Annotated in this window: 18 protein-coding genes; all 18 read right to left on the minus strand. The window is 50.9% G+C overall.

Annotation, left to right across the window (positions count from 1 at the left end; all coding sequences use genetic code 11):
• Positions 1-90 precede the first annotated feature (90 nt).
• Positions 91-462: a phage tail assembly protein gene (locus NQ534_RS02105; RefSeq protein WP_006862330.1), complete on the minus strand. Its 372-nt coding sequence runs from the start codon at positions 460-462 to the stop codon at positions 91-93.
• Positions 463-466: 4 nt separating this feature from the next.
• Positions 467-979, minus strand: coding sequence for a phage major tail tube protein (locus NQ534_RS02110; protein ID WP_006862329.1), 513 nt, complete (start codon positions 977-979; stop codon positions 467-469).
• Positions 979-2433 (minus strand): phage tail sheath family protein, encoded by a 1455-nt coding sequence (locus NQ534_RS02115; RefSeq protein ID WP_006862328.1) that lies wholly within the window; start codon positions 2431-2433, stop codon positions 979-981. Before NQ534_RS02115 ends, NQ534_RS02110 begins: the two co-directional genes overlap by 1 nt.
• Positions 2434-2454: 21 nt before the next feature.
• Complete coding sequence (locus tag NQ534_RS02120; protein ID WP_006862327.1) at positions 2455-2727, minus strand: hypothetical protein; 273 nt, start codon at positions 2725-2727, stop codon at positions 2455-2457.
• Entirely contained in the window at positions 2724-3251 is a 528-nt protein-coding gene (locus NQ534_RS02125) for a hypothetical protein (RefSeq protein ID WP_006862326.1), read from the minus strand. The genes NQ534_RS02120 and NQ534_RS02125 overlap by 4 nt, the downstream gene beginning before the upstream one ends.
• Before the next feature lie 3 nt (positions 3252-3254).
• The gene (locus NQ534_RS02130) at positions 3255-3836 is read right to left on the minus strand and encodes a phage tail protein (RefSeq protein WP_006862325.1); all 582 of its coding nucleotides are present in this window, start codon (positions 3834-3836) and stop codon (positions 3255-3257) included.
• Entirely contained in the window at positions 3833-4156 is a 324-nt protein-coding gene (locus tag NQ534_RS02135) for a hypothetical protein (protein ID WP_006862324.1), read from the minus strand. Before NQ534_RS02135 ends, NQ534_RS02130 begins: the two co-directional genes overlap by 4 nt.
• Positions 4153-4485 carry a hypothetical protein gene (locus NQ534_RS02140; protein ID WP_006862323.1) on the minus strand — a complete coding sequence of 111 codons (333 nt, stop codon included), beginning with the start codon at positions 4483-4485 and terminating at the stop codon, positions 4153-4155. The genes NQ534_RS02135 and NQ534_RS02140 overlap by 4 nt, the downstream gene beginning before the upstream one ends.
• Positions 4485-4841 carry a DUF2190 family protein gene (locus NQ534_RS02145; protein WP_006862322.1) on the minus strand — a complete coding sequence of 119 codons (357 nt, stop codon included), beginning with the start codon at positions 4839-4841 and terminating at the stop codon, positions 4485-4487. The genes NQ534_RS02140 and NQ534_RS02145 overlap by 1 nt, the downstream gene beginning before the upstream one ends.
• 23 nt (positions 4842-4864) lie before the next feature.
• Entirely contained in the window at positions 4865-6445 is a 1581-nt protein-coding gene (locus tag NQ534_RS02150; protein ID WP_006862321.1) for a phage major capsid protein, read from the minus strand.
• A 14-nt stretch (positions 6446-6459) separates the two neighbouring features.
• Positions 6460-7056, minus strand: coding sequence for an HK97 family phage prohead protease (locus tag NQ534_RS02155; RefSeq protein ID WP_040783550.1), 597 nt, complete (start codon positions 7054-7056; stop codon positions 6460-6462).
• Positions 7037-8692 (minus strand): phage portal protein, encoded by a 1656-nt coding sequence (locus tag NQ534_RS02160; protein WP_006862319.1) that lies wholly within the window; start codon positions 8690-8692, stop codon positions 7037-7039. Before NQ534_RS02160 ends, NQ534_RS02155 begins: the two co-directional genes overlap by 20 nt.
• Before the next feature lie 6 nt (positions 8693-8698).
• The gene (locus tag NQ534_RS02165) at positions 8699-8920 is read right to left on the minus strand and encodes a DUF6148 family protein (RefSeq protein ID WP_006862318.1); all 222 of its coding nucleotides are present in this window, start codon (positions 8918-8920) and stop codon (positions 8699-8701) included.
• A gap of 12 nt (positions 8921-8932) precedes the next feature.
• Complete coding sequence (locus NQ534_RS02170; protein WP_242655361.1) at positions 8933-10849, minus strand: phage terminase large subunit family protein; 1917 nt, start codon at positions 10847-10849, stop codon at positions 8933-8935.
• Complete coding sequence (locus NQ534_RS02175) at positions 10842-11414, minus strand: hypothetical protein (protein WP_006862316.1); 573 nt, start codon at positions 11412-11414, stop codon at positions 10842-10844. The genes NQ534_RS02170 and NQ534_RS02175 overlap by 8 nt, the downstream gene beginning before the upstream one ends.
• Entirely contained in the window at positions 11404-12768 is a 1365-nt protein-coding gene (locus NQ534_RS02180; RefSeq protein ID WP_040783548.1) for a site-specific DNA-methyltransferase, read from the minus strand. Before NQ534_RS02180 ends, NQ534_RS02175 begins: the two co-directional genes overlap by 11 nt.
• Before the next feature lie 754 nt (positions 12769-13522).
• Positions 13523-14044, minus strand: a complete 522-nt coding sequence (locus tag NQ534_RS02185) for a hypothetical protein (protein ID WP_006862314.1) — start codon at positions 14042-14044, stop codon at positions 13523-13525.
• A gap of 19 nt (positions 14045-14063) precedes the next feature.
• On the minus strand, positions 14064-14387 hold the full coding sequence (locus NQ534_RS02190; RefSeq protein WP_006862313.1) for a hypothetical protein: 324 nt from the start codon (positions 14385-14387) through the stop codon (positions 14064-14066).
• Positions 14388-14397: the final 10 nt, after the last annotated feature.

Below are 14397 nucleotides of genomic sequence, written 5' to 3' on the forward strand. Positions count from 1 at the left end.
TAGACAGGTCCTCGATGGTGTCGAGGCCTGTCCTCATCAAAATGGAAAGTCTAACCGTCAATTTACGAAGATGTGCGCCGTCTGTCGACTTTAATCCTCGCCGTAGAAAAAATTTGTAATCTTGTTCTTAATCTTGATTGCTTCCTTCGGCGGCATTGCCTGGAAGAACTCGACCGGCATCTTCGTGGCCTTGCTGGCGAAAATGCAGGCATACTCTAAGGACATTTCCGGCAAAACATTAATACTACCGGACCTCTCCATCGTGCGCTGCACCTGGATCATATCTCTGGCGCTCATATCCTCCAGACCGCTCAAGTCGATTTCTGTATAGGTGTTATCCTCCCATACAAACGGTTTGCGGAACTTGATTAAATACTTATTTTCCTCCTGCTCTTCCGGAACCTCTGCTATGGGCTCCTTAACCGCTGTTTCCTGCTGCTTCATGTCCTTTAAATTCTCCATACTTTTACACCTGCTTTCTTACCTTCACCAGAAGATCAGCATCGTTTACTTTGTAAACAAAATTCAGTTTATCGAGTTCAAATTTCTTTTTTCCGTTTACCTCAATCAAAATATAAAGAATCTCTATCTTCGCTGAGGAACCGGTGCCGTTGCCCTGCTTTACCTTACCGCCCGTAAATCCCTTACTTTTACCCTTAATAACCACCCGGCTCGGCATAAAATCGGTCTCCATCGTGGACTCCTGGATCGCCTGCGTACTCAACCGCAGGGTAAGGTTTACGGCGCTTCCCTGGGCCAGAAGTCCGAACATTTCTTCGTTTAAAGTCCTAAACGGGATTTCAATTTCTGAAGCCCCAAAATGCCCTAAAAGCGGTTCATCAATCTCCCCCAGGAAACCCGGACCACTGATTGTTTCTGTCAGCGCCTCAAAGTCCGGCAGGGTTACTTCGTCAGAAAGCCCGACCAGTCTGGTGCCTGCGTTGTAAACATTGTAAGCGTTAATTTTCGTAGCTAACATTATGCTTCACCTCCTGTAAATGCTGCTTCCAAAAGCTCTGGATCAAACTCCAGAACATCCAGAATATCTTCTGCCGGTGTCCAGGGTGCCAGGTGATGCAAAAAGCGCATCTTTCCAGCCATAATATCGTTGACTGTGTTCTCGTCCTCACGCCATTCGATATACGCTCCAGCACACTTACCCTGGGCCACATAGGAATTACCCTTTACGTTTTCATCGTCAACGATGGCTTCAATCAAGCGCGGATTATTGCTATCGTCCACCCTCTCGTGATAAGTCAGAATAAAAGAGTTTCCCCACCAGCTAAAGAAGCGGCGGCAGCAAAGCCAACGGTCTTTCGGATCGCTGGAAGCCGGATAAATGGCCGTATTATTTCCCCAGGTGGTCCATCCGGAGAAATTATTAAACGTGCACACACCATAGCTGTTCACAACATTAGCCTGTTGCTCGTCTAAAATAACCTCCGTTCCATCTTCAAGGCAAAGGCCGGAAATACCCACCGCCTTATTGGAAGGGCTCAATGAAGGCACGTCGTCGTTGCCTGCATCGGTATAGGCAATCAGCGCAGCCTTTATGGCGCTGGCGTGATAGATTTTCTCCCCAATCCTTACGCAGGGCCATTCAACGTCCAGATGCTCGCTTACAAACCCTGAAGCCTGTTTTACAGCCAGAACGTCGGTATACTTACGGGCTCCGCTGTCCTCAGTGGTGTCAAGGTCTACGACCGCCTCGCAGGAAAATACGCCGTTAATTCCGGTACATTTTGCCGCAATAGCCGCACCTACGTTAGGCTGCTTGCTCCATCCAGGGCAAACCAGAAGACCAGGAGTAAGCTGCAGCTTCGGGAAAACGTGCCGGATAACCTCCATCCCCTTTTCCTCTCCGGTGCTTACATTGTATCCGCCAATGATGTCCTGGTAAGTAATCAACGTAGGATCAATAACGTAGCCAGAAACAGTAAGCTCTGTAATCCCGGTCGCGTCTACCAGCGTAATAACCGCCATGCCTTCATCGTCAAAAGTTATCAGATAGTCGGTATCGGCCGTCATGGTTCGGTCGCCGGTCTTTACGACCAGCGTATCAGCCAAAATTCCGAAAGTGTTTACTACAGCCTGTCCTTCTGTAACCACTACTGTCTGTTCTGTCAGTACTTTACGATGTGTCCTGGGGTCAAGTACATTAATAAGTACAATCGGCGCAATATTTAAAACTCTGAAAGATGCGTCGATAGATTCGCAAATATTATAGTTTTCAAAATCGTCACAGTAGCCTACCGCCGCGCTTGCCTCTGCAAAGCTATACGCCATTTTCGGCTTATTGGTGGCATCGTAGGGGTCCTCTGCAAGGTTTACCGGCGCCACGCCAATAATAACCTGCAGCCCTGCCGTACCATTGCGCGGCGTGGTTAAGCTGGTCTTGTTTTCCTGGACTCTTACTCCATGATTGTATGCCATTTTGCTTTTCCTCCTCTACTTTTATTTCTCCTGCTGATGCTGCAGCTTAGCGCAAACGGCATTATACAAATTATTAAGAGCCGTTCCCTGGGTTCTGATTGCTACTCCTGCATTTGCCAGGTTAGAAATTGGAACCACCAGACCTTTAATGGCCGGTATTTCCTCGATTTTCTCCTGCAGTGCCTTCGGAAGACCGCAAACGTAAACTGTGCCATTAATGGCAATGTTTTTAAGATCCGGTCCTATGTATGCCACCGGCTCTGCAGCCGCTGCTACGGGTTTCTTGATGCTCATATAAATGGATCCTCCCTTCTGATCGGTAATGTACCAAAATTCAAAGCAATTCCTCCGATAAAGTACGGGTAGCTTTCTTCCTCCTGTAAGGTCCATTCTATCGGGTGTAAAAGCTCGTACTTCCCGGCTAATATGGCGTTTTTGGCGAAACGCTCATATATTTTCTGTATCATGTTTAAAACGTCTTTGTGTCCTTGGTTCTCCAGGCTCTCATCGTATACACCCAAAATAATAAGGACTGTTACGTTCTGGGCTCCGTCTATGGTTTCGATCTTGCCGTCCTGGATGCGTACAATCGCATAGGGGTAAGGATCTTCAACCTTTACCGGATCCGTATCGGCCAGGCCCTCCTCTATAATCTCCGGATCCGTGTCCTCTGGCGGGGCTACGGGTGCCGGTATCGGCAGGGCCTGGGGAAATACATTTATTTCACTCCACTCCCCCTGGGGGTTCTTAAGGCAGAAGCCGTCGAAAATCTCTTTAAGCTCCGCCACCAGGTCGTCCTGTAAAAATGTCGCCACCATCTCTTACGCCTCCAAAATCTTTCTTACTTGCTTATCTACGTTTTCCTGCAGGTTCTGCTCAATCGTCGGCCGGACGATGCCGTATACCCGTTTTTCGTTCCCCAACATTTTAGGAATACTGTTAGAAAACAAAACCTTGAGCGGAAGCCTGGCGCTCCCTCGCCGCTGTGCCACCGAAGCATGGCCGCTGGAAAACTTGGCTACGAAGGCTTTTATATTTCCTTTCTGCAAGCCTTTCATGGATCCGGCTTTCAGTACCTTCGCTTTCGTAAGGTCTGGCCGGTTTGCTCCGGTTCTGGCGGTCGCCGGACTAACCTTATAATCTTTCAGTTCCATCGGTGCACCGGTGGCCTTTATGATAGCCTCCAGTGAGCCCTGGGTCGCATTCTTTATTGTCATGGCCTTATTAAACCGACCGGATTTTACAACATAAGTTTTCTGTGCCTCTGTCGCCAGATCCTTCCTAGCCTGCTTGGCCGTTTGGTTGATGGCGTTCTTAAGCGCCTTCGGGGCCTCGGATTTAAGGCTCCCCAGTTTCTTCTCAACCCTCGCCAGTGTGTTCCGATCGTATTCATAAGTTATCAACTCCGATTCGCCTCCAGATGGATACTGTAAAGCCCGTCCTCGTTGGATGCGTCCGTAACCTTAAATATTTTCCCGTCAAGGTTTAAGGCACCGCCCACCTGCGGAAGGGCTCCAAAGTCCTTAGCTTTTACATAGATAAGCGTTGTTTTAACGTATATCCCGTCCATGTTACTTTTAATGCTCTTTGCCCGCTCTATCAATTCGTTATTGTCGATAATAATCGGCATCTTTTTCCCGTTGACCGTATGGCCGGCCGCGAACTCGTCCGGATTTATAAATACGTTATCAATGTCGGCGCGAATAATTTCCTTAAAGGTCAAGCCGGTAATTTCGGGAGCCTCTTGGATTTCTCCTTTACGGCTCCGCGAGCCCTCCTGCCTGGTACTTTCCCGGCCAGATTCTCCTCCGCTCCGGTGGCGGGCTGAGCAAGACCGGTTGCTCCGGCCGGGGCTGTCAGAAGCTGCGCTTTAGCAGAACTCTTTGCTTCTGTGCTCTTCTTGATACCGTCGCTCTCATTCTCCCAAACAGCCGCCCCCGCTTCAAACCACGCGGAAACGTAGGCCGGGTCGGTGGTCGGCAGTGCCTCTCCCGGCTGGTATTGCTCATTACTGTAAAGAATGGGAACAGTGGCAATTAAGCGTTTTTTCATCAACCTAAAAGCTTGACCTTAATCGTGAGATCAGATGCAGCGGCTGCCTCCGTCGCATATCCAGCGCAAATATATGTTTCCTTTGCATCGCCGGTTCCTCCATCGTCTGCTGCTTCGGTGATGCCAGTTCCGTCAAAATATACGGTCACGCCTTCGCTGATGGCGTTAGCGCTGGTCTTGGGCATCTCAAAAACTCCGAAAACGTGAAGGGTACCGGTTTCCCCGACCTCGATGGGGGTTCCTGCTACTCCGATTCGCGCTCCAAATGTTACGATCTCATTGGCGTCAATCTTGGCGGTGGTATTGTTTACGAAGTCAATAGCTTCCCCGCGCTGCCAGTATTCTGCTTTACTCATAGTCCTCTAACCTCCTCTTTTCTTTATTCCTCACTCGGAAGGACAACGCCCGGATTCATGGCAATTCCTCTAAAGTCTCTTACGGAAATACCCCAGTCAAGGTAAATATCCCATACGAAGCCGAGCGTACCCGGAACCTCCATACGTCTTACGGTCGGGGTTTCCTGTCCGTTCAAATAATCCACCTGGATGCCTCTCGCACTGGCCGCGTCTGCGAACATAAACCAGGGGCAAGCTCCCGTTCCTGCCAGGCCGTTAAGCACCGGGCTCTGTACAATCTGCAGCGGGTAGTTGTAAAGCGGGTTAATGTCGTTATTGGCGCTTCCGGTGATCTGCGTGGAATGAAGAATAACGGCCAGATCGAACTCGTAGCCAATCGGTACGACAATCGTACGCGGCGTTACATAGATAGCTTCTCCGAACTGGTCTGTCTGCTTCTGAATCTTGGTGATGATCGCCTGGATAGACGCCTGGGAAGGCCTGGAACCGGTTTTCATAAGGTTTTTGTGCTTTTCCGCAAAAAGCGCTACGCCGTCGAAAATTTTCGCATTGTTGAACAAAATCTTATAGACCTGCTTATCAATGGTTTTCTTCGCAGCGGTGGCGTATAAGCCCGGCACCTCGGTCAAAAAGCCTATATCATCGTTGATAAAAGCCTGGCGCGTCATGCTGAACTGCTTCCCGTAGGTATCAAGCTTACGGGTCGGCAGCATTTCAGTGCGCGGCTTATCCGGCTTGATTTCTCCGTTCTCCGGCACCAAAAGGAAGTCACCAACGCCTCCGATCACGTACTCATGATCTGCGGTTTCCTTAAAGTCCTTCAGCGTTCCTTTGCTGGTGAAAGCCTGGAAGGTGGTCGGAACCGTATTATACAGATGGACGATGCTCTTTCGGATCGTACTGTCTAAAATAGCCGGGAAAGATGCACTAGGGTTGTAAAACTGGCGGCTTAATTCTCCGTAAATCTGATCGGGACTCATTCTCAAAAGGGCACCGGTATTCTGCCCTTCTCTGCTTAGGCACTCAATAGCCAGATCTCTAAGACTCATCGCTCTGAACTCATTGCAGCCCTCGGCCGGGTGCTCCAGCCGGATGCCGGAACGAAGCACCAGCGCGTCCGTCGCTCTCTGGCGGAAAGTGTCGCCTTCGTCTCTGGTGACCTGTACACTGGCCGGTACTCCAGTCTGCCTCATGCCTTCCAGGATAGCAGCTCTTACCTGGTCTACAGTGTGCCCGTCGCGGATATGGTCCGCAGGGTCAACGTTAAAATCACGGCACATGACGGTGATGTCCTGTACCCTCTGGCGCTCTGCTGCCACCGCTCTGTTCGCCGCATCCTGGTCTTCCAGATTTCTCTGGTTCCGGGGTGCCGCTGCAGGCTGTCCGTCTCCGGTTCCGTTGCTTTCTCCTGCTATCCGGGATGATGCCATTCCCTGGTCCTGCTGCCTCTCCTCTGCCTCAATCTCAAGGGTCAAGGCATTGATTTCTTTCTGCAGGTTTTCAAACTGCGCGCTTTCCTCGGCGGTCATCTCTCTGCCTGCAGCGCCATTCACAAGCGCCTGCTGTGCGGCGATCTTCATGGCTCTCTGCTGTCTCTTGTTCATGGTGTGTCTACCTCCTATAAAGTTTTATTGATATTTATTTGAAGCTGCCGCTCATAAAGGGACGGCGCGCGCTTCTCTTTTGGTTCGTCTGTTTCAAATTCCCGATCAACACCGACCGTAGGGTCTGCCGGAACGGAAACAATAGAAATTTCATACGGGATCCATTTTCTTGCGACGTCGCAAGGGCCAGAAAAACGTCCGTCTGCGCTGGTGCCTCCCGGTCGTACTTCCTCGATACTCTCAATAAGGTAGCCAACAGAAACACCCTTAAGTGTTCCGGACTTAACTTTCTGGTAAATGACTTCGGCAGCATCGTCGGTATCAAATTCTATTTCTGCATAGCCTCTGCTGCCTTCAATCCATGCCCGGTTAATCTTTCCCAGAACGTTGTCCCGCTTATGATTGAAAAGAAGGACGCCAATTTCATTTAAACGGGTAAGGTTTACGGCTCCGGGGCTGTGGTCTAATATTTCAATACACCAGCCTCTGTTGTATGGCTCCTCGCTTGAAAAGCTTAAAATGAATTTGCGCTCATTTCCTTCGCCCTCCATAGCCCGGATCGCGCATCCGGAAAGCTCCCGCGTAAAAGACTTACTTCCCTTTTTCGTCACCGGCTTCTCCTGCTGATTTTCCGATTTCTTGCCCTCCTGCGGCTTTTCCTTGGGCGTTTTGGGCTGCTCCTGGGGTGGTTTCTCCGCTTTCTCCGGTTTGTGGGGTTCCTGGGGCTCCTGCACCGCCCTGCGGCGGTATTGGCTCCGGGTCACTGTTCGGATCCAGTTCCTTCGCTGCTCTGTCATAAATTACACCTCCTAACTCAATGCCTTTTTTGCGGCCATACTCTAAAACCTCGACCATATCGTCTACCATGTCTTTCCAGTCCTTTCCGTTTTCGGCTGCTGCCTGCTGGAAGGTCTTTTGACCGGTCTGTACGGCGGTTTTCATGGCCTGTACTTCTTTAAGCGGATCAATCCAACGTTTAGGCGCTGCGATCCATTCATGGTCCAGGTACTTCTTCTTTTTCTCCGGATCCCAGAAGTCTGGTATATCGAACAAACCGGAAAGAACGCCGGATATGATAAAAGTTTCATATACCTCGTCCCGGAACTCATCGAAAAGCTCCCGGTCTTCTATATAGGTCTGTTCGTCCTCAATGATGCCCTGGCGGGCGCTGCTATAATTGCTCTGGCTCATGTCACGGCTGGTCGCCTCGTAACTTAAGCCCTGCCCTGCTCCTATAAGCCGCTGCTGCAGCTTAACATAGCTTGCCGCGTCCGTTGCCTGGCCGGTGGGGTTTACTACCTGGATTTCGTCGCCAGCGTTCAATTCCTTAATCATGCCAGGGCTTATGGTTTTCCCCTCGTAAGTCAACTGCGGACCGCGCTGCTGTGGTACGTTTCCGCGTCCGAGGCCCGTCGTCGGTATGGTTTTCTTAATGAATACCGATAGGCAGGCCGCGATTCGTTCCTTTACGCTTACGGCCGTCATAAACTCGTTCGTGTCCCGGACTCTGGAAATGGTCGGGCTTAAGTCGCTCATCTCCCGGATCTGGGATGGCCTGCGCTTGGAAAAAACGAAAATCATATCTTTTGCCGGAACGTAAACCGGCTCAATATTAGAAAATCCGTCTATGCTGTACTGCTTGATCCAGTAGCCCATCGGCTTGTTGTAACTGTTATACTCAATGCCGCCGATCACCCGGTTTCCTTTGGTATGCGGTACGGTGGCCGTAGCGTCCAACTCGTCAACCTCCAGGGCCTGTAATCGGAACGGAACAACGCCGCCCCCGCGAAGATAGCACTTCTTAAAAAGGATTCCTCCGTCTACCTTCTTGCGCTCGACGGCCATCCTGGTCATCTGGGAGAAACTCTGCGTTTCTGTAACGTCACAATTTTGCTTTTTGCACCATTCCTTCCAGGCGTCCTCTATGGCATCGTTCAATCTCTCGCTTGGCGTGTTCGCCTGCAGGGTAACGCCCAGGCCTACGATATTACGCTTATAGGCTCCGATCACGCTGTTCGCCATATCGCTGTTGCGCTCAAGGTCCCGCGCTCTGGCCCTTACGGTGTCCCTGTTATGGCGGTCTGTCTGTTCTGCCGATTGATTGTAGGCAATCCACCCGGCGTTAAGCCGGTCATGATTTCCGGCATCGTAGTGCCGCATTTCCTCCAAATTACGCCGCCATGCCTCCCGCCTGGCTCCGGCTTCCGGAGATATAAAACCAATTACTTTGTCTAAAAAATTGCCCATCAGCTTCTACCTTCCTTCAAATATCGCGACGTAGCAATCATCCAGAAGCCCAGGAACCCCACTGGCCACCTGGGCCTGTAAATCCCGCTGCATCTCATAAAGTTTGGCAAGATCCGCCCGGTTAAGCTGCCGGGAGCCAATCTTGTAAGACTGTCCGCCTGCCAGTACGTTTGTTATGGCCGCGTTTACCTGGTTTAACATTTCCTGTGGTGTTGGTGTATCCGCCATCCTGTTTCCTCCTTATACCCATTCTTCGTTGCTTCGGATCCAGTTTTCTTCCGCCGATGGCGGCTCCGGCTTCTTTGGCGGCTCTTGATTCTGCTCTTGTATCGTGGTCAGATGAAGCATCCGGACGCCCAGGGTGTCGGCCGCCGCCAGCGCGTAAACTTCCGCGTCTAAATAATGATTGTCTGAATGGCTGCTTTTCGGCACCCATTCCTGCCGGATCTTGGTGCCGTTCTTTACGTTGATTTTGTGCTCCGCCGTTACCTGCTGCGCGTATTCCTCGTCACAGCCCTGGTAAACCATCCAGCTCCCTCGGCCGTTTGGTTTCCGAAGCCGTCCGGCGATCATGTCCTTGTACTTTCCGCCGTCGACGATTACAAGGTTCATACCGTAAGCCTTGGAACTATCTTTATTGACTGTGCTCAATTTAAAATGGTTCTGCATGGGGTTGCTGGAACCTTTGCAAGGCAGCGCCCAGTCGGCGTTAAGCGCACAAAAATCGTATACGTTGTCGGTGTCGTTGCCGGAGTCAACCAGGCAAAGGTTTACTACCATCGGAACGCCGGAAGGCGTCTTATATTCCATGTTCATTACGGCCTCAACCTCCGCGAAGCCGTAGGCCTGGCCATGCGCTATGTTCTGGCTTGTGATATAGTCGCCCCAGGCTCTTATGGTCCAGTAAACGCTGTTTTCCTGTACGTCTACGCCTCCCGTAAGAAGTTTCGCCCATTCCGGTACAACGTAGGCGGCCAGCTCCGTCTGGCGCTCAAGCACAAGCTCTGCGCTGGTCTTAAGTTTGGTATCTTCCCAGGGCTCTGCAAGCCAGGAATTTACGAAGTTTTGTAGCTGCTCCGGATCGTCCTTCGCATCCATAAATTTCTTCGCGATCTCTGCGAAACGAACAAAAGGGCTGTAAAGCGTATTAATCCAAAAACAAACCTTTTTCACAAACTGGGTGCGGGATTTTACGGTTTCCCAGTGACCGCGCTTTACGGCCTGCTGCTTCTGCTGGTCGGTAATAATGCAGCCGCATTCCTGGCAAACATAAAAGGCAAATTCCGCCCGGTCTGCGTCGCTCAATCCCTCGCTGTCCTGATCCGCCTCCAACGCTTCCAACTGCTCCCGGATGTTCTCCGCCCCGTAGGCCTCTACCAGATCCTTATCCTTGCCCGGCCACTTAAGGTTTGAAAAGGAAAGCTCTATAAATTCGCCGCAATGCGGGCAGGGGATGAAATAATGCTTTTCCGCGTCGGCGTTCTCTTTGGCTCTCCAGATGTGGCCGGTCCTTATGGTCGGCGTGGAAGTCTTAAAAATCTTCCGGCCTCTGAATGTCTTTGTACGTTCTTCGGCCAGGCTTATTGGATCCGCCTCTTTTTTGCTGGCCCCTGGGAACTTGTCGATCTCGTCAATGAAAAGATATTTCATGGCGAAGGAAGCAACGCCCACCGGGCTGTTGGAACCGACCAGCTTTACGAACATATCCGAAAAGTTAAGCTCAAGCATGGGGCTGTTCTGGTCGTATTTCTTCCGCAGCGGTTCGCTGGCCAGCATCATAGGCTGCAAACGCTTGCTTGAAACGGATTCCGCCAGCGTTTCGGTCGGGTATACGATCTCGGTGGGGCTTGGGTCCTGCTGGATAACATATCCCAACATATTAAGCAGGGCCTCCGTCCCGCCTACCTGCGTCGGCTTTACAAATATGATTTCTTCCGTCTCATAATTTGTAAATTCGTCCATAATGCCCTTAAGGTACGGGGTGCGCTCGTTGCTCCAGGGGCCGGGCTCTGCCGACGTCTTGCTGTCAAGGATTCTGTACTTTTCGGCCCACTCTGATACTGTCATACTTTCCGGGGGCTTTAAGTATTCAAGCGCGCCCTTTATGTACTCCTTGCAGGTGTATTTCCGCATCCGTAAGCGTTTAGGCTTAACCACCGGCGTTTCCCTTTTCCGCCTCCGGTTTCTCTATGGCTCCGGCCACAACGAAGGAATTAAGCATCCGCTTGACCTCCTCGGTCATTTCCTTCTCAATCCTTCGGGCCTCTACGGGCGATACCTGGTCGCTTACCATGCTTACAAGCCGCGCCGGTATACTCAAAGCAAAGCGTTTAAATACTACAAAAAACTTTTGATAATCCAGCGCGACCTCCTCAATGTCAATATATTTCCCGGCCGCAATCTCCCGGCGCATCCGGTGCAGCTCGCCCTGGGATTCTTTTAAGGCGATCTCCGCCTGCAGCTTCTGCTCTTTAAGCTCCGCCTCTTTTTCGGATCGGCCCTTGCCGTAGGCTTTGTCGCTCAAATACTGGATATATGTCTTTATCGTCGGCACAAGCTCATAGCGCCGCCCCTGGCCCGGCAGCTCGGTAGTCCTTATGATGCCCTCCTGTGTAAGCTGCTGAACTCTGCGGACGGATACTCCGAAAAGCTGCGCGATCACTTCTACCTTTACAAACTGGCCGCCGTTCGCCGTAACCTCTCTCTTTTCCTCATCCGCCATAAGCGTCGCCTCCTCTCACCCGGATCGCCTTCCGGCCGGTGTACTCCTCCCAACGCTTTATAATGACGTCGCAATACTTCGGGCTTATCTCCATAAGGTAGGCAACGCGCCCTAACTGCTCCGCCGCGATCAGCGTCGTTCCGGATCCTCCGAAGAAGTCCGCTACAATCTCGCCGCGCCTGCTGCTGTTGGCCATAAGGCGGCCAACCAGGGCCACCGGCTTCATCGTCGGGTGCATATCGCTGCGGGCCGGTTTCTTCTCAAACTGGACGGAAGTGCGGGCCATGAACGCTTCCCGGATCCGTTCAATGTACGCCACCAGGTCGTCCTTTTTCATGGCCTTAAAGTCGATGTCATCTTCAATGAAAATATTATCCTGTGACCGGTCGTCAATGAAGTAATGCGCGGTGCCCTCCTTCCAGCCGTATAAAATGGGCTCATGGCGCCAGTGGTAGTCCTGGCGGCCTATGACGAACTGGTTCTTTTCCCAAATAAGGACCTCTGCTAACTTGAATCCGGCAGCAGCGAAGGCCTGGCGGAACGCCAGACCTTCGCTGTCTGCGTGGAACACGTAGACAGCGGCTCCAGCTTTTGCGACGTCGCAATAATTTGAAAAAATGCGGTAAAGGAAATTGTAAAAATCGTCCTCGGCCATCTTGTCATTTAAGATTTCGTTTGTGGTTCTGGTAGTGTTCCGCTTATAGCTGCGCTCCAGGGACTTGTCCTTGGCCTCGTAGTCTACGTTATAGGGTGGGTCTGTCAGAATAAGGTCCGCCTCGGAACCGGCCATAAGGATGCCAATGTCCGAGAAGTCCGTAGCGTCTCCGCACATCAGCCGGTGCTCTCCTAGCTGCCATATATCACCGTACTTTGTGATCGGCTCTGTTTCCTCTGCCTCCTCCAGGGCCTTATCGACGTCGTAGTGGTCGTCGTTGGCCTCCTGGGTAAAATCAACCTCCGCGAAAAGCTCCGCCAGGTCGTTGGTGTCAAAGCCCGCCGCCAGGGTGTCGTAACCGGCGCTTTCAAGCTGTATAAGAAGGCCCATAAGGGCGTCCTTCTCAAACTCGCCGCTTATCTGATTCAGCGCAATGTTCGCTGCGATTTCGTCGTTCTTATCGGGGAGGCTTACTATAATGACTTCGGCCTCCTCGTATCCTAAGTCCATCATAACAGTGCGGCGCTGGTGGCCGCCTATGATTGTTCCGTCCTCGTTGATAACAATCGGATCTATGTAACCATGCCGCTCAATGCTGGCGGCCAGCTTCTCATATTCCGCGTCGCCGGGCTTGAGCGCCTTGCGCGGATTATATGCTGCGGGCTTCAGCTCTGAAAGTTTCCGTTTCTCAAGCCGCATCAAATCACCTCCTAACGTATCAAAAACCGCTAAAACCATATCGCTCCGGGCAGTTTTTTGTATTAAAAAAGCCGCTTCGCGTAACGAAACGGCAAAATTTTTTTTGATTTTATAGAAAAAAATGTCGGCCCTTCCCCGCCCCGCAAGGCAGATTATTGCCAGGAAGTACCTTTTTAAATTTTCTTTGGGTGTGTCCTTATATTTTACGCTCGCACCCTGGCTGCCTTGCTGTCCTGCCTCCCCGTTACAACGTCACATCGCTCAATGGCCGCCGCGCTTCCCTCTTGACAATGTAAGCGTCTTCTCTCTGCGCGTTGTCTCTGTGTATAAGAGTGCGCGGCCGCTTCTCTTTGTGTGCTGCGTTTGCCCCGCTTCCTCTGCCTTCTTCCCCTGCTATGTCTCGTACACTCTCCTGTTCTCTTTGTTCTCTATATAATAAGTGTATAGAAATAGGACCGTTCTATATGCAATGGTACATACAAAGCAATCCTATCTAAGGAGAATTATTATGGCTCAGTGTGTGGGCTGTTTTTTTACCTCTGTTTCAGCACTACTATCTTACCACGTTGAATAGTCCAAAACAGTACAAAAAATAAAAAAGTTTTATTTTTCTTCTGCTTATGCCTGTATACAGCACTCCTGCCTTATATCCTGCCATTATTCCCGCTGCCCTGGTGCATATCCATTGCAGTTAAGCCGCGTAAATACTATCTAAAAAATCTTAAAATACCAGGGGGTATTATAGGGGGTGTCTTTATTTATCAGCTTCCCCTTCCTCAAAATTTTTTACAATCTCCTTTACCCGCTTAAAAGTGAGCAGCTTTTCAAGGCCTGCGCGGCGAAGGTTGTAAGCCTGGCTCCGGCTTATTTCCATTTTTTCGGCTACAAATTCCCATGTATGGCCGTCTATGTAGTAAATCTCCAGGGCCTCGCGCTCGTCGCTGCTCTTGTCCAAATAATCCATAATATCCATGATTTTTAAAAGATCCTTCGTGGCCTGGTCTGCCTGCTCATAAATTTTGAGCTCACAATCCGTCGTCCGAAAAGTAAAACTTGCGCTCCCTGCGCTGATTGTGTTCGTTGGCGCATTAATCGGAGAATACCCGACCGCGCTGATCGGGTGCTTCATATCCTCCCTTATTTCCATAAGCCGTTTTTCCAGGCTGGCTTTTCTTCGCTTCGCCTTCCTGTACTGGCTTAAATAGTTGCTCAAGGCTTCTATTTCCTCGTTGTGCCGGGCCTCATCCGGACTGATCTTCGGTTTACGCTGCTTCACTGTAAATTCCCTCCTTATGTCATTCTTTCTCCGGATTTTCCTCCTCCGGTTCTAAGGCCTCTGTCGCTGCAAGGTAAAAAACCTTTCCCCTGCGCATCTGCAGCCGGTAAAGTGTCCGGTCGCTGTCGTCCCAGTCATAAATCGGGATGCCCCGCTGTTCTAACTGTTTCAAAAGATTGTTTATTCCGGCCACAAGCTGCGGGATCGGTAAATTGTCTATGATGCCCTGGGCGTTCTGAGCCGTGATGCCGGTATGCGCGTTACTGGCCGCCGCGCTGGCAGTGTTATGCTTCGGTTTTCCCTTCGGCATCTGAATAAGTTTTCTTTTTTGTGCCCGATTCATGGCTCTCCTC

Origin of the sequence: Marvinbryantia formatexigens DSM 14469 (genome assembly GCF_025148285.1) — a bacterium.
Classification (GTDB): domain Bacteria; phylum Bacillota; class Clostridia; order Lachnospirales; family Lachnospiraceae; genus Marvinbryantia; species Marvinbryantia formatexigens.

Excerpts from the sequence above, each read along its gene's own strand:
- NQ534_RS02110 (WP_006862329.1), bottom strand. The coding sequence starts at position 979 with ATGTTAGCTACGAAAATTAACGCTTACAATGTTTACAACGCAGGCACC.
- NQ534_RS02125 (WP_006862326.1), bottom strand. The coding sequence starts at position 3,251 with ATGGTGGCGACATTTTTACAGGACGACCTGGTGGCGGAGCTTAAAGAG.
- NQ534_RS02190 (WP_006862313.1), bottom strand. The coding sequence starts at position 14,387 with ATGAATCGGGCACAAAAAAGAAAACTTATTCAGATGCCGAAGGGAAAA.
- NQ534_RS02145 (WP_006862322.1), bottom strand. The coding sequence starts at position 4,841 with ATGAGTAAAGCAGAATACTGGCAGCGCGGGGAAGCTATTGACTTCGTA.
- NQ534_RS02150 (WP_006862321.1), bottom strand. The coding sequence starts at position 6,445 with ATGAACAAGAGACAGCAGAGAGCCATGAAGATCGCCGCACAGCAGGCG.
- NQ534_RS02180 (WP_040783548.1), bottom strand. The coding sequence starts at position 12,768 with ATGCGGCTTGAGAAACGGAAACTTTCAGAGCTGAAGCCCGCAGCATAT.
- NQ534_RS02105 (WP_006862330.1), bottom strand. The coding sequence starts at position 462 with ATGGAGAATTTAAAGGACATGAAGCAGCAGGAAACAGCGGTTAAGGAG.
- NQ534_RS02140 (WP_006862323.1), bottom strand. The coding sequence starts at position 4,485 with ATGAAAAAACGCTTAATTGCCACTGTTCCCATTCTTTACAGTAATGAG.
- NQ534_RS02160 (WP_006862319.1), bottom strand. The coding sequence starts at position 8,692 with ATGGGCAATTTTTTAGACAAAGTAATTGGTTTTATATCTCCGGAAGCC.
- NQ534_RS02175 (WP_006862316.1), bottom strand. The coding sequence starts at position 11,414 with ATGGCGGATGAGGAAAAGAGAGAGGTTACGGCGAACGGCGGCCAGTTT.
- NQ534_RS02165 (WP_006862318.1), bottom strand. The coding sequence starts at position 8,920 with ATGGCGGATACACCAACACCACAGGAAATGTTAAACCAGGTAAACGCG.
- NQ534_RS02115 (WP_006862328.1), bottom strand. The coding sequence starts at position 2,433 with ATGGCATACAATCATGGAGTAAGAGTCCAGGAAAACAAGACCAGCTTA.
- NQ534_RS02120 (WP_006862327.1), bottom strand. The coding sequence starts at position 2,727 with ATGAGCATCAAGAAACCCGTAGCAGCGGCTGCAGAGCCGGTGGCATAC.